The following is a 20739-nucleotide window of genomic DNA, read 5'->3' on the forward strand; positions in this document are numbered from 1 at the left end:
ACTGCGCGGCGCCGGACCCGCCTTGCCCTCCTTAGCCCGCGCAGCATCGGCAGCCACCGGCCCACGCCTGCACCCACCCGAGCCCGGGCCCGCCGACCCGGAAAGCATCGCCTCCGAGCCCGACCACCCGGAGCACCAGCCGAGCAGCAGCCATCGGCCCTCGCCGCCTGCGCGGCGCCGGACCCGCCTTGCCCTCCTTAGCCCGCGCAGCATCGGCAGCCACCGGCCCACGCCTGCACCCACCCAAGCCCGGGCCCGCCGACCCCTGCAGCGGCGCCCTAAGCCCGATCACCGGAAGCACCAGCCCAGCAGCAGCCGACGGTCACCGGCCGCGCTGCCTACCTGCAGCGCGAGGTCTCGCCCCGCTCTGCTCCACACCCGGCATCCACTTGAGCCCCGCCCATCCCCGCGGCGTTGCCTCCAAAGCCCGATCATCCGAAGCGCCAGCAGAGCAGCAGCCAGCGCGACTCACCCGGGCTGCGGGCCCGCCCGGACGGCGGGCCTGCCCGAGCGGCGGGTCCGCCCGGACGGCAGGCCTGCCCGAGCGGCGGGTCCGCCCGGACGGCAGGCCTGCCCGGACGGCGGGTCCGCCCGGACGGCGGGCCTGCCCGGACGGCGGGCCTGCCCGAGCGGCGGGTCCGCCCGGACGGCGGGCCTGCCTGGACGGCGGGCCTGCCCGGACGGCGGCTGGCCGTCGTAGCCCTCGGTGCCCTCGGGCACCGCCGTCTCCGTAGCAGCGGTTCAGGGCAGCCGGGGAGCCGCCTTGCGCTGGTCGGGCGGACCCATGCGCGGGGTGAGCACCATCGGACCGCCGGGCCGGTGGGGCTGCAGGTCCCTGCCGAATGCCCCGGGGCTATCCCCGCCTGCGGACCCTGGGGCGAACGCGAACGCGAACGCGAACGCGAACGCGAACGCGAACGCGAACGCGAACGCGAACGCGAACGCGAACGCGAAGGCGCGGGTGCTTGGCGCCTGCGGCAGGTTGAGGGCTCGTCAGAGCGTGGGTCTTCGGCGCCGGGCCATCGGGCCGGGGCCATCGGAGCCGGGTGTATCCGTCGGCGACCTCCCCGGGAGCTGTGTGCATCGGGGCCGGGTCTGTTTGTCGGCGAGTTTCCCGGGGGCTGTGTGCATCGGTCCCGCGGGAGCGGGGTTCGCTTCCGGTCGAAGCCGGTGGACCTGCTCCGGCGGGACCGATGTCCAACGTGCCTCTGATCGTGCTGGTGATCCGAAGGCAAGCTCAGTGGTGCGGCCTGGGAGGGCTTTCGTCAGGGACGGCGTTCGGACGGTAGGACACCGTCGCCGGCGAAGTGTTCGGAGTCCATGTCGGCGGGGCAGCCGTCGCCTTCCTCGTTGGCGGCCGGGTAGGTCGCGTCGGCCTGAGGAGGAGCCTCCTGCCCGTCGGGCGGGTAGGTCGCACCGGGTTGAGGCAGAGCATCTTGCTCGTCGGCGGCCGAGTAAGTCGCTTCGGACTGAGGCTCAGCGCCCTGCTCGTCGGTGGCCGGAGCGACGTCGTTGGGTTGAGGACCGCTGGAGGCGCGGGCAGGAGCACCACTGTCGGCGCCCCACGTCGCGGTGTGGGGAGTTGTTGTGCGGGTCGGCTCGGCGCTCGACGGGGTGCCGACGGGTGCGTCAGCCGCTGCGGGTTGGGGCTGCGGCTCGTCCGCAGGCTGCGAATCCTCTGCGGTAGCCGGCGCGGTTTGAGGCTGGTCCTGGGCGGGCTGTTCGTTGTTGGGCTGCTTCGACTTCTTGGCAGCACCCGTGAACAGCGCGAGCAGGATCAGTACGACGACCACGGCCACGACGATCCACAGGACGGTCATTCCGTCCATAGCTCCTCCTCGGCTCGGATATCCGCCGTGACCGGTACCCGGGCCGTGCCAGGACTAACCCACCGTCCCGGACACGGCCCGCGCCCCTCAGGGACGCACGCTGAACCGGTAGTTGCCGGAGGCGACAGTCAGCGTCGTACTGGCTCCGTCGACGACACCGCTGACCCCCTCCGCCTGACGAAGAGCGCGACCACCTTCGGTCACCCGATCCGCCGAACCAGGCAGCTTGACGGTCGCCGTCGTGTTGGCCGGGACCCGCACCTCCAGCGTGAACCGGCCGTCAGGCTCCTGCTTCCACCGGCTCCCCACCACCCCGTACGGCGTCTGGTGCTTCAGCTCCGCCGAGGTGATCCCGTCCCCAGGCGTAGGCGCGATCAGCGCCTTGCGATAGCCGGGCTCCGCCGCCGAAACGCCCGCGAGTGTGCGATACATCCACTCGCCGACCGCACCGTACGCGTAGTGGTTGAACGAGTTCATCCCCACGTCGTTGAACGTCCCGTCGGGGTTGATCGAGTTCCACCGCTCCCAGATCGTCGTGGCGCCCTTGCCGATCTCGTAGCCCCACGACGGGTACGACGTGTTCTGCAGCAACCGGTACGCCAGGTCCGAGCGCCCGATCTTGGTCAGCACCGGCAGCAGCCCGTCGACGCCGAGGAACCCGGTCGACAGGTGGGTGTCCTTGCGCAGGATGGTCGCCGCGAAGTGCTCCCCGGCGGCCGCGATCCGATCGTCCGGTACGAGGTCGCTCGTGAACGCGAGGATGTATCCGGTCTGGCTGTCCGACCCGACCTTCCCGTCGGCCGCGACGAACCGCGCGGCGAAGGCCGTCCGCACGTCCTCGTACACCTGCTGGTACTTCGTCGCGTCCGCCGTCTTCCCGATCGCCGCCGCCATCTGGCTCAGCTGCCGAGCGCCCTTCGCGACGAACGACGTACCGACCAGCTCGCCGGGCGTCGGGTCGTCGAGGTTCAGCCAGTCGCCGTAGTCGCCGCCGCCCCGGATCAGCCCGTTCGAACTGGCGACCAGGTAGTCGACGTACCGGGTCATCGAGTCGTAGTGCGCCTCGATCACCGACGTGTCGCCGTACGCCTGCCAGAGCGTCCACGGCACGTTGACCCCGGCGTCGGCCCAGCCCGCGTTGCCCATGCCGCCGTCGAAGGAGTTCGGTACGGTCGGCGCGACGCTCGCGTACGCGCCGTCCGCGCGCTGCGAGTCCCGCAGGTCCTGGAGCCACTTCTTCAGGAACGCCTGCGAGTCGAGGTTGTAGACGGCGGTCCGCGCGAACACGTTGATGTCGCCGGTCCACCCCATCCGCTCGTCCCGCGCGGGCGTGTCGGTCGGGATCGAGAGGAAGTTGCCGCGCTGGCCCCAGACGATGTTGCTGTGCAGCTGGTTCACCAGCGCCGAGTTGGTCGTGAACTCGTTGGTCTGCTCGCCGTCCGTGCCCAGCACCACACCGACGATCGCGCTGGCGGGCGGGGCCGCGCCGAGACCGCTCACCTCGATATACCGGAAGCCGTGGAAGGTGAAGCGCGGCTGGTACGTCTCGAGCCGGTTGGTCGCGAACGTGTAGTGATCCGTCGCTTTCGCCGAGCGCAGGTTGTCGGTGTAGAGCGTGCCGTCGGGGTTGAGCACCTCGCCGTACCGGATCTTGGCGGTCTGCCCCGGTGATCCCCGCAGCGTCAGCCGGGAGACGCCGACCATGTTCTGCCCGAGGTCGTACAGGTAGACCCCGGTCGTCGGCGACGGAATCGCCTTGGCCTTCAGCAGTTGCGTGACCCGCACCGGTTGATCCGTCTGCGGCACCAGCTTGCTCGTCGCACTCGGACGGACCTGCACCGGCGTCCACTCGTACGACGTACGCCGTGCGTCCCGGCTCTCCCCGTTGAGCAGATCAGCAACCCGTACGGCGCCGGGCGCGGTCTGCCAGCTGGAATCGGTCGCGAAGACCTCGGTCGAACCGTCGGTGTAGGTGACCCTGAGCTGGGCGATGAACGCGGTGTCGCTGCCGTACTTGTTGGCGCCGAACATCGCCAGGTTGCCCGCGTACCATCCCGGCGCGACCTCGGCGCCGAAGGTGTTCGCGCCGGACTTCAGCAGCTTGGTGACGTCGTAGCTCTGGGACTGGATCCGGCGGACGTAGTCCGTCCAGCCCGGGGCGAGCTCCTGGTCGCCGACCTTGCGGCCGTTGAGGCTGAGCTCGTAGATACCCTGCGCGGCCGCGTGGATCCGGGCGCTACGGATTTTCTTTGCCTTGGGCAAGGAGATCTGCTTCTGAAAGACCGGGAGCGGTTGGCCGGGCAGCCAGAGGTCGGTGTTGCCCTTGACCTGAAGACCGCCTTGCGGACGGACCGTCCCGTCGGGGAAGGTCTGGTCGCCGGTGGCGAACTTGGTGTCGACGAGCACCTCGCCACCGGTGCTGGTCACCTTGAGGCTGTGGACGATGCCGTCTTCCTCGCCGTTCGTGCGGAAGCCGACCACGCCGGGCGCGTTGTGGTCGGAGCGCTCGCGGGTGTCGATCTGGATGTCGTCGAGCCAGGTGATGATCGTCTGGCCGGCAGTGGTGATGCGGAGGCTGTGCTGCTGCTTCAGGTTGGTGCCCGCGGGGAGCGGGATCTCGCCGAGCAGCTCGTAACCGCCGCCGGGTTGGCGGACGTGCGGGCGAAGCACGGGCTTGTCGGGGGTGAGCTGGTTGAGCTGCCACATGTACCCGAGACCGGCGCGGCCGCGGAAGAAGACGCCGAGCGCGTCCTTCACCAGGGTCACGTCCGCGTCGATCGTCGTATCGGTCCACTCGGCGCCCGGCTGGTTGTCAGCGCCGATCCAGTCGCCCTGCCAGTCGGCCGGCTGCAACGGACCGGTCTCAAAGGTCGCAACCGGCGACCAGGCGGAGGCGCGGCCGCGGTCGTCCCAGACGCGGACGGTCCACTTGTACGCCGTGTAGGCGGTGAGTGCGGGACCGCCGTACGGGACCTCGACGGACTGGCCGGACCGGACCACGCCGCTGTCCCAGACGTCCGGGCGGGAGTTCTTGTCGGCGGTGGTGGAGGTGTCGCCGAGCGGATCCGTGGCGTCACCGGTGAGCTCTGTGGCGGGGGCAGCCGGAGCCGAAGCCTCGCTGGTGAGATCTGAGGCCTGGGCGGCCGGACCAGAGTCCTCACCGGACGAGGCCGGAGCGGCAGAGCCAGAGGCGTCGCCCGCGTGCTCTGAGGCTAGGGCGGCCGAGCTCTTGGCCGGGTCCTTGGAGACGTGGATCTCGTATCGGGTCTGGGTGATGCCGCGGCGCTGGCCGTCGAGCTGCCAGCTGAGGCGTGGCGGCGTACCGGGGACGCCGAGGGGGTTGGTGAGGTTGTTGGTCTTCAGGTTCTGGACCTGGATGACGGAACCTTTCGGGTCGGGCTGCGAGCCGGTCGCGGGGACCAGCGGGGTCAGCAGCAGCACGGCTGCCACCAGTGGGCCGAGTCGAGAGCGGAAAGACATGGGCGGACTCCTCACAGAGACGGGGCGATCTACAGGGGAGAGGTCGTACGGGTGATGCAGTGGTCCGCGACGCCTTGAACGGCGCCGCTACGGCGGGTTGGCGGGTTAGCGGGTTGGCGCAGCTGTAGGTCAGGCAGCCAACGCTGCGGCGGTCGAGTTGGTTGGTGCGGCGACGGGCTGGGGATTGGCGCTGCTGCCAGGTTGGGCGGCCTGCGCCGCGTTGAGTTGGCCGGCAGCGCCCCGGCGGAGCGTCGGGTCGGGTAGTTGGCGCGAGGGAGGGTTCGGCAGATGGCGCCGTGGCGGCTTGGGCGATGGCTCTGGGAGGGTTGAGCGGTGGCTCTGGGGTGGGTTGGGTGGTTGGGGTCAGATCAGGCCGCGGTGGGCTGCCCAGACGATGGCTTCGATGGCGGTGCCGAAGCCGAGGCGGTCGCAGGCGGCGCGGGTTCGGCGGCGTACGGTCCGTTCGGACAGATCCAGCCGGCGAGCCACTGCCTCGATCGGTAGTCCGGTTGCGATCAGGCGGAAGAGGCGCAGGTCCTCGTGGTTGATCCCCCGCGGCAGCACTGCCGGGGCGGTTGCGCAGGCCCTGCCGCACGGCGAGGGTGGCAGGAGGTGGTGGTCCCTCAGGTCAGGGTGGGTGAGGGTTTCGTTGTGCAGGGCGGTCATCGGATCACCTGGTTCCGAACACCCGGGACTCGGCGGCGTCCCAGTCGGCCGGTCTACCCTGCGGCGCGTACCGCCGCAGACGATGGGTCGCACGGACCAGCGCGCGCATCGCGCCCAGGTCCGGCAACGGTTCCCCCAGGGCGCGTGCCTGGACCAGCACGTTGCCCAGAGCGGACGCCTCGACGGGACCGGCGAGCACCGGTACACCGCAGGCGTCCGCAGTCAACTGGCAGAGCAGCTCGTTCTGCGAACCTCCACCGATCACGTGCACGACGTCGATCTCGCGACCGGCGATCTCCCGCGCACTGCGCAGGGTCCGCCGGTAGGCGAGCGCGAGGCTCTCCAGGATGCATCGGACGGTTGCTGCGCGGGTCGCCGGTTTGTCCTGGCCGGTTCTCGCGCAGAACTCGTCGATCCGGGTGGGCATGTTGCCTGGGGCAAGGAAAGTCGGATCGTCCGGATCGATCAGTACGCCGAACGCCGGCGCCTCGACGGCCTGCTCGAGCAGGCCGTCGAGGTCGTCGGTCCCCCAGGTCCGCAGGCACTCCTGGAGGATCCACAGCCCCATGACGTTCTTCAGGAAGCGGGTCCGGCCGTCGACCCCACCTTCGTTGGTGAAGTTGGCCTCGCGCGCCTCTTCGGTCAGGACCGGCTCCGGTAGCTCCAAGCCGGCCAACGACCAGGTCCCCGAGGAGATGTAGGCAAAGTTCTCGCCTTCCGCGGCTGGCACAGCAACCACCGAGGAAGCAGTGTCGTGCGACCCGACAGCAATCACCGGTACCCGCAGACCTGCCCACCCCGCGGCGGAGGCGCCACCGCCCGCGCTCGAGGTGCTGGTGGTCCCGGTGCCCACGCTCGCGGGGTTGGTCGTCGTGGTGGGACTGGCGGCCGACGTGTCGGTGCTCATGGGGGTGGTCGGCTGCGTCGGCGATGGGTGCGGGGTCAGGCCGGTTTCCTGAGCTAGCTCCGGGAGTAGGGGGCCGATGAGGTGGCCTGGTTCTCGGAGGGTGGGGAAGAGGGTCGGGGGGATGCCTGCGCGGGTGGCCAGGTCCTTGCTCCAGGTGCGGGTGCGGACGTCGTACAGCTGGGTGGTGGAGGCGTTGGTTGCCTCGGCGCCGGGGATGCCGGTCAGCCAGTAGGCGAGGAGGTCGGGGATGAGGAGGAGCTGGTGGGCTTGGTCGAGGGACTGCTCGGCGACCAACTGGTAGATGGTGTTGAAGGGGAGTTGCTGGAGGCCCGTCACGGCGTACAGGTCTTCGGCGGGGATGGTGCGGAGGAGCTCGTCCATCACGCCGTCGGTTCGGGAGTCGCGGTAGTGGATCGGGTTGCCCAGCAAGCGGCCGTCGTGATCCAGCAGGCCGTAGTCGACGGCCCAGGAGTCGATACCGATGCCGTCGATCGTGCCGCCGGCGGCGGCTTTGGTGAGGCCGACGAGGGTTTCGCGGTAGAGGTGCAGGATGTCCCAGTGCAGCGTGCCGTGGACCTGGACCGGGCCGTTCCAGAAGCGGTGGACCTCGGTCAGTTCGAGGGTGCCCGCGCCGACGTCGCCGACCATGACGCGTCCGCTGGACGCACCGAGATCGACCGCGGCCAACCGAAGAGTCATGGGGCGAAGCTCCTTCTGGGGCGAGTGGTGCAGGCAGGCGATTCAGCTGGGGTCGGAGACAGCGAAGGACTACCGGGCTCAGGTCGGGTTGACGACCTCCAAGGGGAGGTGCAGAAGGCTGGCGACTGCTTTGAGGTCGGCGGTCTGATGGCCGGTGCCCAAGGCCCAGTGGTGAGCTACGCCGGAGGCTGACCATGCGTCGGTCCACTCGCCGGGGTCGCAGCCGAAGTCGACGCGGCTGGTGGTGTTGCCGATCTGGAGCAGCGGGCCGGGCACGACCTTGCCTTCGGAGGCGATGAGCTTGAACGTACCGTCGCGGAGCTGCCCGAGACCGAGCGCGGTGACCGGACCGTGGGCCACGTCGAACTCGACCGAAACGCCCCACCCCCGCTTGCCGTGGTAGACGCCGAGCCCACGCAGCAGCGGCTTGGCCGAGCTGATCGCGAGGTGCGCCGGCCCGTCGTGCCCCATCTCGACCACGTTGTCGTTGAAGTTCAGCGCCTGGAGCTCGGTGAAGGAACCGCCCGCGCCGAGCTTGTCCATCACCAGCATCGCCAGCGACGTCCGCAGCTCGTACTCCCCCGCCGCCGGCACACCCCTTGCCGTGAGCAACGATGCGCCGAGGATCATCCCGGCCGCGACCCGCTCGTGCGCCTCACCGTCGAGGCCGCGGTGGTAGTACGCCAGGGTGTCGAGCTGGAAGTCCTCGACCAGCCGGTCCAGGGCGACCGACACCGTCGCACCCCAGCGGAAGTCGTCCTCGACCACCGAGTCGTCGAGCGTGAAGACGTCCTGGGCGACCTTCATCCGGGCCTCGGTCTCGGCCTCGGTCACCTTCTCGACGCGGACCCGGAGGTCGTCGATCTCCAGGATCTCGACGTGCCCGCCGAGCTGCGCGGAGACCAGGGTCGGGTCGGTGATCACGTCCATCATGCCTGGGTAGAGATGCCCGAGCAGACCGTGCCGTCCGTGCCGGAACGCGGCCCGTACGCCGGCCGCCTTCAGCCAGCGGTGGATCCTGGTCCAGGCGCGTTCGTCCTCGAGATACCCGGAGACCGACCGGAAGTCGATACCGCACCGCTCGAACGCGCTCGCCATCTCCGGCAGCGGGCAGGCACCGCAGTACGCCAGCCAGGCGCCGGTGTCGAACGACGCGTGGTCCATCGCCTCGGTGGGCTGCAGGTTGAGCAGCAGCACAGGTGCACCCGAGCGTTGCGCGACCGGCACCAGCATCGACGCGGTCATGTACGTCGTGAGGAACCCGACGATCAGGTCGCAGTCGGCCAGTCGCAGCTTCTCCGCCGCCGCGGCGCCTTCCTGCGCGTCGGAGATGAAGCCGACGTCGACGACCTCGCAGTCGAACTCCCCGAACCGCTCCGCCACCCGTCGCGCCGACGCCTGCAACTGCGGCAGCAGCTCCGGGAACTGGGGCCAGTACGCGCCGAGCCCACCGGCGACCAGTCCGATCCGCGTCTTGCGCGGCTCGACCCACGGCAGCACACCGCCGCCGTCGACGGACCGCGCCGGATCAGTACTCCACATGGTCGTCCTCCTCGAGAAAAGTTCGAGCCCCACCCAGCGACCCCTCGATGTGAAACGGGGTGGGGCGGGGCAGCGGCTCGCCGTGGGGCGGGGTGAGGCCCGGCAGCGCCTCGACGCGAGCCGGGGCAAGGCCGGGCAGCACCTCGACGTGCGGGGCGAAGTGGGGTAACAGCAGGTCGGGCATCGTGGATTCCTCAGCGGAGGAACGCCGCGGCGACGCCGGCGTCCACGGGCACGTGCAGCCCGGTCGTGTGCGAGAGGTCCCCAGCGGTCAGGGCGAACACGCCGGCCGCGACGTGCTCCGGCAGGACTTCGCGCTTGAGCAGGGTCCGCTGCGCGTAGAACGCGCCCAGCTCCGACTCCGGTACGCCGTACACGGCGGCACGCTTGGCACCCCAGCCCTTCGCGAAGATCCCGGAGCCGCGCACCACACCGTCGGGGTTGATGCCGTTTACGCGGATCCCGAACTCGCCGAGCTCCGCCGCGAGCAGCCGGACCTGGTGGGCCTGGTCGGCCTTGGCCGCGCCGTACGCGACGTTGTTCGGGCCGGCGAAGACCGCGTTCTTGCTGGAGATGTAGACGATGTCGCCGCCGATGGCCTGGTCGATCAGGATCTTCGCCGCCACCTTGGAGACCAGGAACGAACCCTTCGCCATCACGTCGTGCTGCAGGTCCCAGTCGTGCTCGGTGGTCTCCAGCAGCGGCTTCGAGATCGACAGGCCCGCGTTGTTGACGATCAGGTCGACGCCGCCGAACGCCAGCACCGCCTGCTCGAACGCCGCGGCCACGGCGGCCTCGCTCGACACGTCGGCCCCGACCGCGATCGCCTTGTCCGTCGTCCCGATCTCCTTGGCGACCGCCTCCGCCGACGCGGTGTCGAGGTCGGCGACCACCACGCACGCGCCCTCGGCCGCCAGCCGGTGCGCGATCGCCTTGCCGATGCCGGACCCGCCGCCGGTGACGAAGGCGACCCGAGTCGCGAGCGGCCTCGGCTTCGGCATCCGCTGCAGCTTCGCCTCCTCGAGCGCCCAGTACTCGATCCGGAACTTCTCCCGCTCGTCGATCGGCGCGTACGTCGAGACGGCCTCGGCGCCGCGCATCACGTTGATCGCGTTGACGTAGAACTCGCCGGCCACGCGGGCGGTCTGCTTGTCCTTGCCGAAGCTGAACATGCCGACGCCGGGCACCAGCACGATCGCCGGATCCGCACCGCGCATCGGCGGGCTGTCCGGCTCCTTGTGCCGGTCGTAGTAGGCCGCGTAGTCCTCGCGGTACTGCAGGTGCAGCTCCTTCAGCCGTGTCACTGCTTCCTCGAGCGGAGCGGTCGGCGGCAGGTCGAGCACCAGCGGTCGCACCTTGGTCCGGAGGAAGTGGTCCGGGCAGGACGTCCCGAGCGCGGCCAGCTCACCGAGCTTCTCCCGGGCGGTGAACTCCAGGACGACGTCCGCGTCGTCGAAGTGCCCGACCTGCGGGTTGTCGGTCGAGGCGAGACCACGGATCACGGGCGCGAGCGCCGCGGCCCGCTGCCGTCGCTGCTCGGCCGGCAGGGCCTCGAATCCCGGGACGACGGCACCGAAGGGCTCCGGCTTGCCGCGCTCGGCCAGGAACTGCTCGGCCGTCCGGATGATCTCCAGCGAGTTCGCCTCGCACTCGGCCGAGGTGTCGCCCCAGGCCGTGATGCCGTGCCCGCCGAGGATGACGCCGATGGCCTGCGGGTTCTCCCGCTTGGTCTGTGCGATGTCGAGGCCGAGCTGGAACCCGGGCCGCCGCCACGGCACCCAGACCACCCGCTCGCCGAAGCACTCGGCGGTCAGCTTCTCGCCGTCCGCGGCGGTCGCCAGCGCGATGCCGGAGTCCGGGTGCAGGTGGTCGACGTGCGGAGCGTCGACCAGTCCGTGCATCGCGGTGTCGATCGACGGCGCCGCTCCGCCCTTGCCGTGCAGGCAGTAGTCGAACGCCGCGACCATCTCGTCCTCGCGGTCGACGCCGGGGTACACGTCAACGAGCGCGTTCAGCCGGTCGATCCGTAGCACGGCCAGGCCGGCCGCCGTCAGCGTGCCGAGGTCGCCGCCGGAGCCCTTCACCCAGACCAGGTCGACCGGCTGCTGGGTGACTGGGTCGGTCGCCGTCCCCTTCGCCGACGTGTTGCCACCGGCGTAGTTGGTGTTGCGCGGATCGGCACCCAGTCTGTTGCTACGAGCAACAAGCTCGGTCGCGGTCTCGCTCACTGTCACGCTCCCCATCCGGCCTGCTGGCCGTCGGCTCGGTCCTTGCTGATCTGCTCGAAGTACCCGCTGCGCTGGTACGCCGCGACCGGGTCCGGGTCGAGCCCCTGCTCGCTCCGCAGCTCGGCGAGCAGCGGCCGGACGTCGGTGTTGTAGGCGTCCATCAACGCCGCGTTGGCGCCCAGCACGTCACCTTCCTGCTGGGCCTTGCGCAGCACGTCGCGGTCGACCAGCAGCGCCTTCGCAGTGGCCTCCTGGACGTTCATCACTGAGCGGATGATGGCCGGGATCTTCGCCTCGATGTTGTGGCACTGGTCGAGCATGAAGGCGATCCCGCGCTCGGGGTCGAGCGCGTTGCCGCGGACGATCTCGTTCATGATCCGGAACAGCTGGAACGGGTCGGCCGCGCCCACCATCAGGTCGTCGTCGGCGTAGAAGCGGCTGTTGAAGTCGAACGCCCCGAGCTTGTCCACCCGGAGCAGGAACGCGACGATGAACTCGATGTTGGTGCCCGGCGCGTGGTGCCCGGTGTCGATGCAGACTGTCGCCTTCGGCCCGAGCTCCAGGCAGTGCGCGTACGACGTACCCCAGTCCGGGACGTCGGTGGTGTAGAAGGCCGGCTCGAACAGCTTGTACTCCAGCAGCATCCGCTGGTCGGCGCCGAGCCGGTCGTAGACCTCCTTGAGCGCGGTCGCCAGCCGGTCCTGCCGGTCCTGGATGTCGTCCTGGCCCGGGTAGTTGGTCCCGTCGGAGAACCACAGCTTCAGGTCCCGGGAGCCGGTCGCGTCCATGATGTCGACGCACTCCAGCAGGTGGTCGGTGGCCTTGCGCCGGATGCTCGGGTCCGGGTTGGTCACGCTGCCGAGCTTGTAGTCGTCGTCCTGGAACACGTTGCTGTTGATCGCCCCCAGCCGCACGCCCTGGTCCTTCGCGTACGCCGTCAGCGCGCCGTAGTCGTCGACCTTGTCCCAGGGGATGTGCAGCGCGACGCTCGGCGCCACACCGGTGTGCTTGTGCACGACCGCCGCGTCGGCGATCTTCTCCTCCGGCGACCGCGGCACGCCCGGCTGGCTGAACACCTTGAACCGGGTGCCGGAGTTGCCGAACGCCCAGGAGGGCAGCTCGATCTCCTGCCGGCGCAGGGCGGATTTCACGGCTTCGGTCGTCATAGGTCAGTCCTTCGCAGGTGTGAGGTGGAAGATCTCGCGGAGCAGCAGGAACGACTCGTCCGGCGGACGCCCGTCGATCCCGGTGAAGTAGTCGGTCATCTGGGCCTGCCAGCGCTCGTTCACCTCGGTCGCTGCCATCGCCTGCTGCGCCGCCTCCAGGTCGTCGGCCTCGACGTACCCGATCAGGAGGCCGTCGTCGCGGAGGAAGAGCGAGTAGTTGTGCCAGCCGGAGTCGCGCAGCGCGGCCTGCATGTCGGGCCACACGTCACGGTGCCGTTCGACGTACTCGTCCAGCCGGTCGGGCTTGACCTGGAGGCAGAAGCAGTAGCGGTTCACGGGTGCTCCGGGGTCAGAAGTCGAACTTGTCGATGTTGGCGGCGGTGAACTCGGTCGGGGGGCCGAGCACGATCTCGCCGGCCGCGCCGACGGTGTAGTCACCGAGCTTGCCGGCCTTGAACTTCTCGCCCTCGGCACCGGTGATCTGGCCGGACTTCAGCGCGGCACCGGCGTAGGCCGCCAGGTACCCGATGTCGGCCGGGTTCCAGAGGGCGAACTTCTTCACCGTGCCGTCCTTGACGAACTTGCGCATCTGGTTCGGCAGGCCGAGGCCGGTGATCGCCACCTTGCCCTTGTAGCTGGACGAGCTGATGTAGCGCGAGGCAGCGGCGATGCCGACCGTGGTCGGCGACACGATCACCTTGAGGTTGGGGTAGGTCTGGAGCAGGCCTTGGGCCTCGGTGAAGGACTTCTGGTCGTCGTCGTTGCCGTAGGCGATCTTGACCAGCTTGAGCTTCTGGTTGGCGGGCTTGGCCAGCTCGGTCTTCATCACCTCGATCCAGGCGTTCTGGTTGGTCGCGTTCGGCGTCGCGGACAGGACGGCGATCTCACCGGAACCGCCGGCCAGCTCGCCGGCCATCTTCACCAGACTCTCGCCGATGCCCTGGGTGGTGGCCTGGTTGATGAACGCGTCCCGGCAGGTCTTGGCCGCGTCGGAGTCGAAGGAGACCACCTTGATGCCGGCCTTGCGGGCCTGGTTCAGCGACGGGCAGACCGCGTTCGGGTCGTTGGCCGCGATCGCGATCACGTCCTGCTGCTGCTGGATCAGGGTGTTGATGTAGCTGACCTGTGACGACGCGCTCGCATCGTTCGGCCCGACCAGCTTGTACTCGCCCTTGATCTCGCCGACCGCGACCTCGCCGCCGCCGACCTCGACGTCGGTGTAGGGGTTGTTCAGCTGCTTGGGCAGGTAGGCGATCTTCAGGCCTTCCTTGAGCGGCGCGTTCGGGTCGGCCGCGGCCGACGTCGACGAGGACGGCGCCGCGGTCGCGTCGCCCGCGGTGCTCTCCTTGGTCGTGCCACCACCACAGGCGGTCAGCGCGAGGGACAGGACGGCCACCGTCGAGAGCGGGACCGCCGTACGGCGGGACAGGCGGAAGGTCATGAGTGGTCCTTTCTGGACGGCGACCCGGTGGGCGGTTCGGTGCGGTGCCGGCGGCGTTGCACCGCTGTACGAACGGCGTTGGCGAGGTTCGGGGCGAGCACGGAGGCGATCAGCAGCACGCCGGTGACGACGTTGAGCGCCTCGTTGGAGACGTCCGACAGGCGGAGCGCGTTCTGCAGGGAGGCGAGCAGGACCACGCCGGCGATCACTCCGGGCAACGCGCCCTTGCCGCCGAAGATCGACACACCACCGAGCAGCACGGCGGCAACCACCGCGAGCTCCAGGCCGCCACCGTTGTCCGCGCGGGCGCTGGAGTACCGCAGGGTCCAGAGCACTCCGGCCAGGCCCGCGACCAGACCGCTCACGACGTACAGCCAGAACTTGAGGCGGCCGGGGCGGACCCCGGCGAAGCGGGCTGCCTGCTCGCTGGCTCCGACCGCGAAGACCGCGCGGCCGACCGGCGTCGCGTGCAGGACCACCCCGAACACGACGGCCAGCACGACGACGATAATCAGCACGTTCGGGATCGAGGTGCCACCGATTGTCCCGGTGACCCAGTCGGTGTAGAGCGCCGGGAAGTCCGCGACCGCGCTGTCACCGAGCACCACGAACGCCAGGCCGCGGTAGAGCGCCAGGGTCCCGATCGTGACCGCCAGCGACGGCAGACCGAGCACGGTGACGAAGAAGCCGTTCACCGCGCCGAGCACCGCGCCCAGCAGCAGGCAGACCGGGATGATCGTCTCGATCGGCTGGTTCGCGTTCCACAGGTAACCCATCAGGGCGCTCGACAGGCCGAGCGTGCTGGCCACCGAGAGGTCGATCTCGCCGGTCACGATCACCAGCGTCATCGGCAGTGCGACCAGCGCGATCGGCAGCAGGTCGAGGACCAGGAAGCCGAAGTTCTGCGAGGTGCCGAAGTTGTCGACGCTCGCCGCCGCCACGATCAGCACCAGCACGGTCAGGGCGATGATCGCGACGTTCCAGTTCGCGAACCGGCCGGCCAGGGTGCCCGGGCGGTCGGTGATCGCCGCGGTCTCAGCTGACATGGGAGCCTCGCTTCTTCAACGACGCGGCGACCCGCGCCGCGACCAGCCGGTCGGCACCGATCGCGAGCAGGATCAGCGCGCCGACGATCGCCTGCTGCCAGAACTGGTTGATCTCGAGAACGGCCAGCGCACTGCCGATCGTGGTCAGCAGCAACGCGCCGAGCGCCGCGCCCCAGACCGACCCGCTGCCGCCGAAGACCGCCACGCCACCGACGACCACGGCAGCGACCACGTTCAGCTCGTACCCCGTCCCGGCCGCGGCGTCGATCGTGCCGAAGCGGGCCGCGAACAGCACGCCCGCCAGGCCGGCCAACGCCCCGCTGACCAGGAATGCCGCGACCGTACGTCGCCCGACCGCGATCCCGGCCAGCTTGGCGGCCTGCGGGCTCGAGCCCATCGCGTAGAGCTCCCGACCAGCCCGGTAGTTCCGCAGGACCACGCCGGTGACGACCAGGACCAGCAGCGCGATCAGCACCAGGTACGGCACCGAGAGCAGCGTCGCGTTGCCGAAGTCGAGGAACCCGGCGGGCAGCTCGTCGGCGTTGATCTGCTGACCGCCGGCCCAGAAGTAGGTAATGCCACGGACGACGTACAGCGTGCCGAGGGTGACGACGAGGGCGGGGACGTTGCCGTACCGGACCAGGACGCCGTTGGCGGCGCCGCAGATCCCTCCGACCACGGCGCCGACAAGCAGGGCGACCACGACCGGGAGACCCGGGTTGTCCCGGAGCAGCGTGCCGACGGTGAACGCGCTCAGGCCGAGCACCGAGCCCACCGAGAGGTCGATGTTGCGGGTGATCACCACCACGGCCTGGCCGACCGCCAGAACGGCCAGGATCGCGGTGCCGAGCAGGATGTCGCGGATGCTCTGGCCGGACAGGAACCGCGGGTTGGAGATCGCGGTCACCGCGACCAGCAGGGCCAGCGCGAGCACGATGCCCAGCTCACGGGCCCGGAGCACCAGGTCGAGCGAGGACCTGCGCGCGGTCACGCCGGGCAGCCCGACGGCCGTCATACGGTCACCTCCGCACCGGTGGCGGCGTACATCACGGACTCCTCGGTGGCGTCGGCCCGGTCGAGCGCGGCGACCAGCCGACCCTCGCGCATCACCAACACGCGATCGGCCATACCGAGCACCTCCGGCAGCTCCGACGACACCATCAGGACGGCGACGCCTTCCGCGGCGAGGCTGGACATCAGCCGGTGCACCTCGGCCTTCGTGCCGACGTCGATACCGCGGGTGGGCTCGTCGACGATCAGCAGTTTCGGTGCCATCGACAACCATTTCGCCAGCACGACCTTCTGCTGGTTGCCGCCCGACAGCGTGCCGACCTCGTCGCTGAGCCGTCCGTACTTCGTCTTCAGCCGCGTGGTCCACTCCTTCGCCGACCGACGCTCGCTGCTGCCGGTCAGAAAACCCAGCTGGGACAGGGCTCTCGACCGCGGCAGCGTCACGTTGCGTTCGATCGACAGGTCCATCAGCAGGCCTTGCTGGCGACGGTCCTCCGGCACCAGCGCGACCCCGGCGGCCATCGCGGCCCGCGGCGAGCCGGGCTTGAGCTTGCGCCCGCTGACCTCGATCGTGCCGCCGTCGCGGGGATCGACGCCGAAGATCGACTGCACCACCTCGGACCGGCCGGACCCGACCAGGCCCGCCAGCGCGACGATCTCACCGGCGCGGACCTCGAAGTCGATGTCGACGAAGACCGGGTCGCGCCGCAGCCCGCGCACCGACAGCACCACCGCACCCGGTGTGACCTCCTGCTTGGGGAACAGCGCGTCGAGATCACGCCCGACCATCCGGCGGACCATCTCGTCGACGCTCAGCCCTGCCAGCGGATCGGTGGAGACGTGCTTGCCGTCGCGCAGGATCGTCACCTTCCCGCACAGCGCGGTGATCTCCTCGAACCGGTGCGAGATGAACACCAGCGCCGCCCCGTCGTCGCGCAACGACCGGGCGACCGCGAACAGCCGCTCGACCTCGACGCCGGTCAGCGCCGCGGTCGGCTCGTCCATCACCACCACGCGGGCGTCGGCGGACAGCGCCTTGGCGATCTCCACCAGTTGCTGGTCGGCGATCGACAGGCCACGGGCCGGCCGGTTCGGCGCGATGGACACCCCGAGCCGGGCGAACAGTTGCTCGGCCTGGCGCTGCATCGCGGCCCGGTCGATGGTTTTGAAACGACCCAGCGGTTGCCGGCCCATCGCGATGTTCTCCGCGACGGACAGGTCCGGGAACAGCGTCGGCTCCTGGTAGATCACCGCGATGCCGGCCGCCTTCGCGTCGGCGGGGGTGGACAGCTCGATCGGGGCACCGTCCAGCTCGAGGGTGCCGGAGTCGGGGCGGTGCACGCCGGCCAGCATCTTGACCAGCGTGGACTTGCCCGCGCCGTTCTCCCCGACCAGCGCGTGCGCCTCCCCGCCGTACAGGTCGAAGGACACGTTCTGGACGGCGGCGACCGCGCCGAACGACTTGGAAACTTCACGCACCCGTAGCACCGGAGCGTCCGTCGCCATCCCCACCTCCGCGTGTCTCGATCGGTCGTTGCTGAAAGGTTTCAAGAAGATTGCCCGAGAGCAAGGCCGGGCGTCAAGGGCCAGAGGTGAAGTCTGTGGATGTCCGCAGGCGGACCCTGCGGACATCCACAGTCAGGGCAGGTACGCTTCGTGGGCTATCACGTTTCAAGCGGGGAGGTCACGTGCCACCACCCAGCGCAGCAGGAGGCGCCGGAGCGCCGGATCCTGCCTCCGAGCGCGGGGGCAACGGGGCGTCTCCGCGCGGCGCGTCTCCGCGAGCCGGTGGCGGTACGCCGCGGAGCGGGTCGCCTGCGCCACGCCCCAGCACTCCCCGTACGGGCGCAGTGCGGACAGGTTCCGCCGCGCCACGGGCCGGAGCGCCACGTAGTGGAGCGGCCACGCCGAGGACCGGTGCGTCACCCTCGCGAGGCGGAACGCCTGCACCTCGTACGGGGAGGACGCCGCGCGTCCCGGTGAAGCGGATCCCGGCTGCCGCCGTACCGGGTGAGGCTGCGACGCCTGCCGCTCGGGTGGCTGGGCGCGGGCGGGGACGGGGCGCGGCTGGGGTCAAGGACGTGGCCGCGGCGGCGGGAGTGTCGCTGGGGACCGTGTCCAACGTGCTGAACCGGCCGGAGATGGTCAGCCCGTCGACCCGGGCCAAGGTCGAGGCGGCGATGGAGTCGCTCGGCTTCGTCCGCAACGAGTCGGCCCGACAGCTGCGGGCGGGCAGCAGCCGGATCCTGGCGTACCTGATGCTCGACGCCGGCAACCCGTTCTTCACCGACGTCGCCAAGGGCGTGGAGGAGGCGGCGCGCGAGGCCGGCCTGTCGGTCTTCCTCTGCAACAGCAACGAGGACGCGGCGCGCGAGGCGGACTACCTCGACCTGCTCGAGCAGCAGCGCGTCCAGGGCGTTCTGATCACGCCGATCGACCCGCACACGCCGCGGATCACCACGCTGCCGATGCGCGGTACGCCGGTGGTCGTGGTCGACCGTTCGCTCGACGAGGGCATGCACTGCTCGGTCGCCGTGGACGACGTGCTCGGCGGAGAGGTCGCACTGGGCCACCTGATCGAGCTGGGTCACGAGCGGATCGCCTTTGTCGGTGGGCCGAACACGATCGGCCAGGTCACCGACCGACTCGAAGGAGCCCGGAACGCCTTGGAGGACGCGGGTCTGCCCGCGGAGAACCTGGTCGAGCTCACGACCGCGGCGTTGACCGTCGCCGAGGGTCGGGGTGCTGGGCAGCGGTTGGCCGGGCTCCCTGCGGATCGGCGGCCGACGGCTGCGTTCTGCGCGAACGACCTGCTGGCGCTGGGGCTTCTGCAGCAGTGCGTGAGCCTCGGGCTGCGCGTGCCGGAGGACCTGGCGATCGTCGGGTACGACGACATCGAGTTCGCAGCGGCCGCCGCCGTGCCGCTGACGTCCGTGCGGCAGCCGCGTCAGTTGCTGGGGAAGACCGCCGCCGAGCTGCTGCTCGACGAGTCGTCCAACCCCGACCACGAGCACCAGCGAGTCACCTTCACGCCGGAGCTCGTCGTACGGACTTCTACGCGCGGGAAGACCGCGGGGCAAGGGCTCAGCTGAGGTTGCCGGGCAGACCGCCGTTCGCGACGAGGGCGATGACGTCGTCGGTGGAGCGGAGCGCTGCCACCAGACCAGGGTCGGGCGTGGCGAACACGCCCGGGAGGTCGGCTTCGCCCTGGGACGGGTCGGGTTTGTAAGCGAGGCGCTCGTCGGTCAGGGAGAACTCAGTGGTGACGCCAGGCTTGTCGCCGCGCGGGTCCTGGCGGTACCAGGTGCCGTCCAGCTGTACGGCGGTCATGCCGTGCAGGAAGAAGCCGCCCTTGCCGTCGGCCAGACGCTGGTAGCAGATCCCGGCCGGGACGCCTTCGGCGCGCAGCAGCGCGGTCAGGAGATGGGCCTTGGCGTGGCACAAGCCGGCACCGTGCGCGAGGACTTCGGACGCGGCGACCGTCGGCCGAGGATCGGCGATGTCCATCGAGTGCTTCACCTCGTCGCGGGTGAACTCGAAGGCGGCGCGCGCGAAGTCCGTCGTACCGGGGTGGTCGCGGCGCAGGCGGGCGGCGGTCTCGGCGATGGCCGGGTGGGTCGCGTCGATCACCGCGTCGGAGGCCAGGAAGTCGTTCACAGCTTGGAGTCTGGCACGTGGTGTCCATGATGTGAAACTATTTGTCTCATCCATCGAGTAATAGATTTGACCTGGAGCGAACTCCAGGTCAGATCGTAGCGGGCATGACTGATCTGAAGATGGCGCTCGGCGCGATGCTGTTCGGCACGACGATCGACGAGCGGACGTCGTTCGCCCTGCTGGACCAGTACGTCGACGCGGGCGGCGTGTGGATCGACACGGCCGACTGCTACGCGTTCTGGGAGCACCCGAGCGGGCGCGGCGGGCAGAGCGAGGAGCTGCTCGGGCGCTGGTTCGCGCAGCGGCCCGGCGTACGGGACCGAGTGAAGGTGGCCACCAAGGTCGGCTGCGAGCCGCTGTGGCCCGGCAGCTACCCGGAGCACTCGGAAGGCCTGTCCGCGAAGGCGATCGACGAGGCGCTGGAGACGTCGCTGCGGCGGATGGGCATCGACCACGTCGACCTCTACCTGGCGCACCGCGACGACCGGCAGACCCCGCTGGAGGAGACCGTCGCCGCCTTCGGCAAGCACGCGGCCGCAGGCACCATCGGCCGTGTCGGCCTGTCCAACTACGCCCTCTGGCGAGCCGAGCGCGCCCGTGGCATCGCCGAGCGCCTTGGTGTCACCGCACCGACCGCGCTGCAGCTGCGCTACTCGTACCTCCAGCCGCGCCCGTTCGTCCGCGGCCACATCCACGACCACCGCTTCGGCTGGATCACCGACGAGGTCCTCGACTACGCCGACCAGAACCCGGAGCAGGAGCTGTTCGCCTACACGCCCCTGATGACCGGCAGCTACGAACGCCCCGACCGCCCCTTCCACGAGGCCTTCGACCACCCCGGCACCACCCGTCGCCTGGAGGCCCTCACCCAGGGCGCCGCAGACCTCGACGTCACCCGCAGCGAGGTCGTCCTGGCCTGGCTCACCGGCGGCACCCCCGCGGTCACCCCGGTCGTAGGCGTCAGCGCCCAAGCCCAGCTCGCCAAAGCCCTGTCCGGCGCCCGCCTGGTTCTTCCCACCGACGTCCGCAGCCAGTTGAACGCGGCTTGGTGAGCAGAACGATGGCCC

General features: G+C 70.1%; 17 protein-coding genes. 2 read left to right on the top strand and 15 right to left on the bottom strand.

Going from position 1 to position 20739, the window contains the following annotated elements; translation table 11 throughout:
- Window positions 1-468 precede the first annotated feature (468 nt).
- The 14 genes from ACLQ2O_RS01345 to ACLQ2O_RS01410 form a co-directional block, all read right to left on the bottom strand.
- Window positions 469-720 carry a hypothetical protein gene (locus ACLQ2O_RS01345; protein ID WP_425826251.1) on the bottom strand — a complete coding sequence of 84 codons (252 nt, stop codon included), beginning with the start codon at window positions 718-720 and terminating at the stop codon, window positions 469-471.
- A 545-nt stretch (window positions 721-1265) separates the two neighbouring features.
- The gene (locus tag ACLQ2O_RS01350; RefSeq protein ID WP_425826253.1) at window positions 1266-1829 is read right to left on the bottom strand and encodes a hypothetical protein; all 564 of its coding nucleotides are present in this window, start codon (window positions 1827-1829) and stop codon (window positions 1266-1268) included.
- Window positions 1830-1916: 87 nt separating this feature from the next.
- Window positions 1917-5309, bottom strand: a complete 3393-nt coding sequence (locus ACLQ2O_RS01355; protein WP_425826255.1) for a family 78 glycoside hydrolase catalytic domain — start codon at window positions 5307-5309, stop codon at window positions 1917-1919.
- Between the two features lie 363 nt (window positions 5310-5672).
- The gene (locus ACLQ2O_RS01360; protein ID WP_425826257.1) at window positions 5673-5975 is read right to left on the bottom strand and encodes a helix-turn-helix domain-containing protein; all 303 of its coding nucleotides are present in this window, start codon (window positions 5973-5975) and stop codon (window positions 5673-5675) included.
- A gap of 4 nt (window positions 5976-5979) precedes the next feature.
- A complete protein-coding gene (locus tag ACLQ2O_RS01365) occupies window positions 5980-7581 on the bottom strand; it encodes a rhamnulokinase (protein ID WP_425826259.1) in 1602 nt (533 codons plus the stop codon).
- 78 nt (window positions 7582-7659) lie between these two features.
- The gene (locus ACLQ2O_RS01370) at window positions 7660-9123 is read right to left on the bottom strand and encodes an arabinose isomerase (RefSeq protein ID WP_425826261.1); all 1464 of its coding nucleotides are present in this window, start codon (window positions 9121-9123) and stop codon (window positions 7660-7662) included.
- On the bottom strand, window positions 9110-9307 hold the full coding sequence (locus tag ACLQ2O_RS01375) for a hypothetical protein (RefSeq protein WP_425826263.1): 198 nt from the start codon (window positions 9305-9307) through the stop codon (window positions 9110-9112). The genes ACLQ2O_RS01370 and ACLQ2O_RS01375 overlap by 14 nt, the downstream gene beginning before the upstream one ends.
- 10 nt (window positions 9308-9317) lie before the next feature.
- Window positions 9318-11351 (bottom strand): bifunctional aldolase/short-chain dehydrogenase, encoded by a 2034-nt coding sequence (locus ACLQ2O_RS01380; protein ID WP_425826265.1) that lies wholly within the window; start codon window positions 11349-11351, stop codon window positions 9318-9320.
- Between the two features lie 2 nt (window positions 11352-11353).
- Window positions 11354-12517, bottom strand: coding sequence for an L-rhamnose isomerase (rhaI, locus tag ACLQ2O_RS01385; RefSeq protein WP_425826267.1), 1164 nt, complete (start codon window positions 12515-12517; stop codon window positions 11354-11356).
- Between the two features lie 3 nt (window positions 12518-12520).
- Entirely contained in the window at window positions 12521-12853 is a 333-nt protein-coding gene (locus ACLQ2O_RS01390) for an L-rhamnose mutarotase (RefSeq protein ID WP_344177188.1), read from the bottom strand.
- 13 nt (window positions 12854-12866) lie between these two features.
- Window positions 12867-13958 carry a rhamnose ABC transporter substrate-binding protein gene (gene rhaS / locus ACLQ2O_RS01395; RefSeq protein WP_425826269.1) on the bottom strand — a complete coding sequence of 364 codons (1092 nt, stop codon included), beginning with the start codon at window positions 13956-13958 and terminating at the stop codon, window positions 12867-12869.
- Window positions 13955-15004, bottom strand: coding sequence for an ABC transporter permease (locus ACLQ2O_RS01400; RefSeq protein ID WP_425826271.1), 1050 nt, complete (start codon window positions 15002-15004; stop codon window positions 13955-13957). Before ACLQ2O_RS01400 ends, rhaS begins: the two co-directional genes overlap by 4 nt.
- A complete protein-coding gene (locus ACLQ2O_RS01405) occupies window positions 14994-16019 on the bottom strand; it encodes an ABC transporter permease (RefSeq protein ID WP_425826273.1) in 1026 nt (341 codons plus the stop codon). The genes ACLQ2O_RS01400 and ACLQ2O_RS01405 overlap by 11 nt, the downstream gene beginning before the upstream one ends.
- Window positions 16016-17494 carry a sugar ABC transporter ATP-binding protein gene (locus ACLQ2O_RS01410; RefSeq protein ID WP_425826275.1) on the bottom strand — a complete coding sequence of 493 codons (1479 nt, stop codon included), beginning with the start codon at window positions 17492-17494 and terminating at the stop codon, window positions 16016-16018. The genes ACLQ2O_RS01405 and ACLQ2O_RS01410 overlap by 4 nt, the downstream gene beginning before the upstream one ends.
- Before the next feature lie 500 nt (window positions 17495-17994).
- On the opposite strand from ACLQ2O_RS01410, the gene ACLQ2O_RS01415 reads away from it, so the two are divergent.
- Window positions 17995-19107: a LacI family DNA-binding transcriptional regulator gene (locus tag ACLQ2O_RS01415; RefSeq protein ID WP_425826277.1), complete on the top strand. Its 1113-nt coding sequence runs from the start codon at window positions 17995-17997 to the stop codon at window positions 19105-19107.
- Here ACLQ2O_RS01415 and ACLQ2O_RS01420 read toward each other — a convergent pair.
- Window positions 19100-19672, bottom strand: a complete 573-nt coding sequence (locus tag ACLQ2O_RS01420; RefSeq protein ID WP_425826279.1) for a transglutaminase-like domain-containing protein — start codon at window positions 19670-19672, stop codon at window positions 19100-19102. The two genes, ACLQ2O_RS01415 and ACLQ2O_RS01420, sit on opposite strands and share 8 nt — an antisense overlap.
- A gap of 104 nt (window positions 19673-19776) precedes the next feature.
- On the opposite strand from ACLQ2O_RS01420, the gene ACLQ2O_RS01425 reads away from it, so the two are divergent.
- Window positions 19777-20724 carry an aldo/keto reductase gene (locus tag ACLQ2O_RS01425; RefSeq protein ID WP_425826281.1) on the top strand — a complete coding sequence of 316 codons (948 nt, stop codon included), beginning with the start codon at window positions 19777-19779 and terminating at the stop codon, window positions 20722-20724.
- Window positions 20725-20739: the final 15 nt, after the last annotated feature.

Origin of the sequence: Kribbella sp. DT2, from assembly GCF_049844575.1 — a bacterium.
Taxonomy (GTDB): Bacteria; Actinomycetota; Actinomycetes; order Propionibacteriales; family Kribbellaceae; genus Kribbella.

Coding starts and splice junctions, on each gene's coding strand:
- ACLQ2O_RS01350 (WP_425826253.1), bottom strand. CDS start 1,829: ATGGACGGAATGACCGTCCTGTGGATCGTCGTGGCCGTGGTCGTCGTA.
- ACLQ2O_RS01355 (WP_425826255.1), bottom strand. CDS start 5,309: ATGTCTTTCCGCTCTCGACTCGGCCCACTGGTGGCAGCCGTGCTGCTG.
- ACLQ2O_RS01360 (WP_425826257.1), bottom strand. CDS start 5,975: ATGACCGCCCTGCACAACGAAACCCTCACCCACCCTGACCTGAGGGAC.
- ACLQ2O_RS01365 (WP_425826259.1), bottom strand. CDS start 7,581: ATGACTCTTCGGTTGGCCGCGGTCGATCTCGGTGCGTCCAGCGGACGC.
- ACLQ2O_RS01370 (WP_425826261.1), bottom strand. CDS start 9,123: ATGTGGAGTACTGATCCGGCGCGGTCCGTCGACGGCGGCGGTGTGCTG.
- ACLQ2O_RS01375 (WP_425826263.1), bottom strand. CDS start 9,307: ATGCCCGACCTGCTGTTACCCCACTTCGCCCCGCACGTCGAGGTGCTG.
- rhaI (WP_425826267.1), bottom strand. CDS start 12,517: ATGACGACCGAAGCCGTGAAATCCGCCCTGCGCCGGCAGGAGATCGAG.
- rhaS (WP_425826269.1), bottom strand. CDS start 13,958: ATGACCTTCCGCCTGTCCCGCCGTACGGCGGTCCCGCTCTCGACGGTG.
- ACLQ2O_RS01400 (WP_425826271.1), bottom strand. CDS start 15,004: ATGTCAGCTGAGACCGCGGCGATCACCGACCGCCCGGGCACCCTGGCC.
- ACLQ2O_RS01405 (WP_425826273.1), bottom strand. CDS start 16,019: ATGACGGCCGTCGGGCTGCCCGGCGTGACCGCGCGCAGGTCCTCGCTC.
- ACLQ2O_RS01425 (WP_425826281.1), top strand. CDS start 19,777: ATGACTGATCTGAAGATGGCGCTCGGCGCGATGCTGTTCGGCACGACG.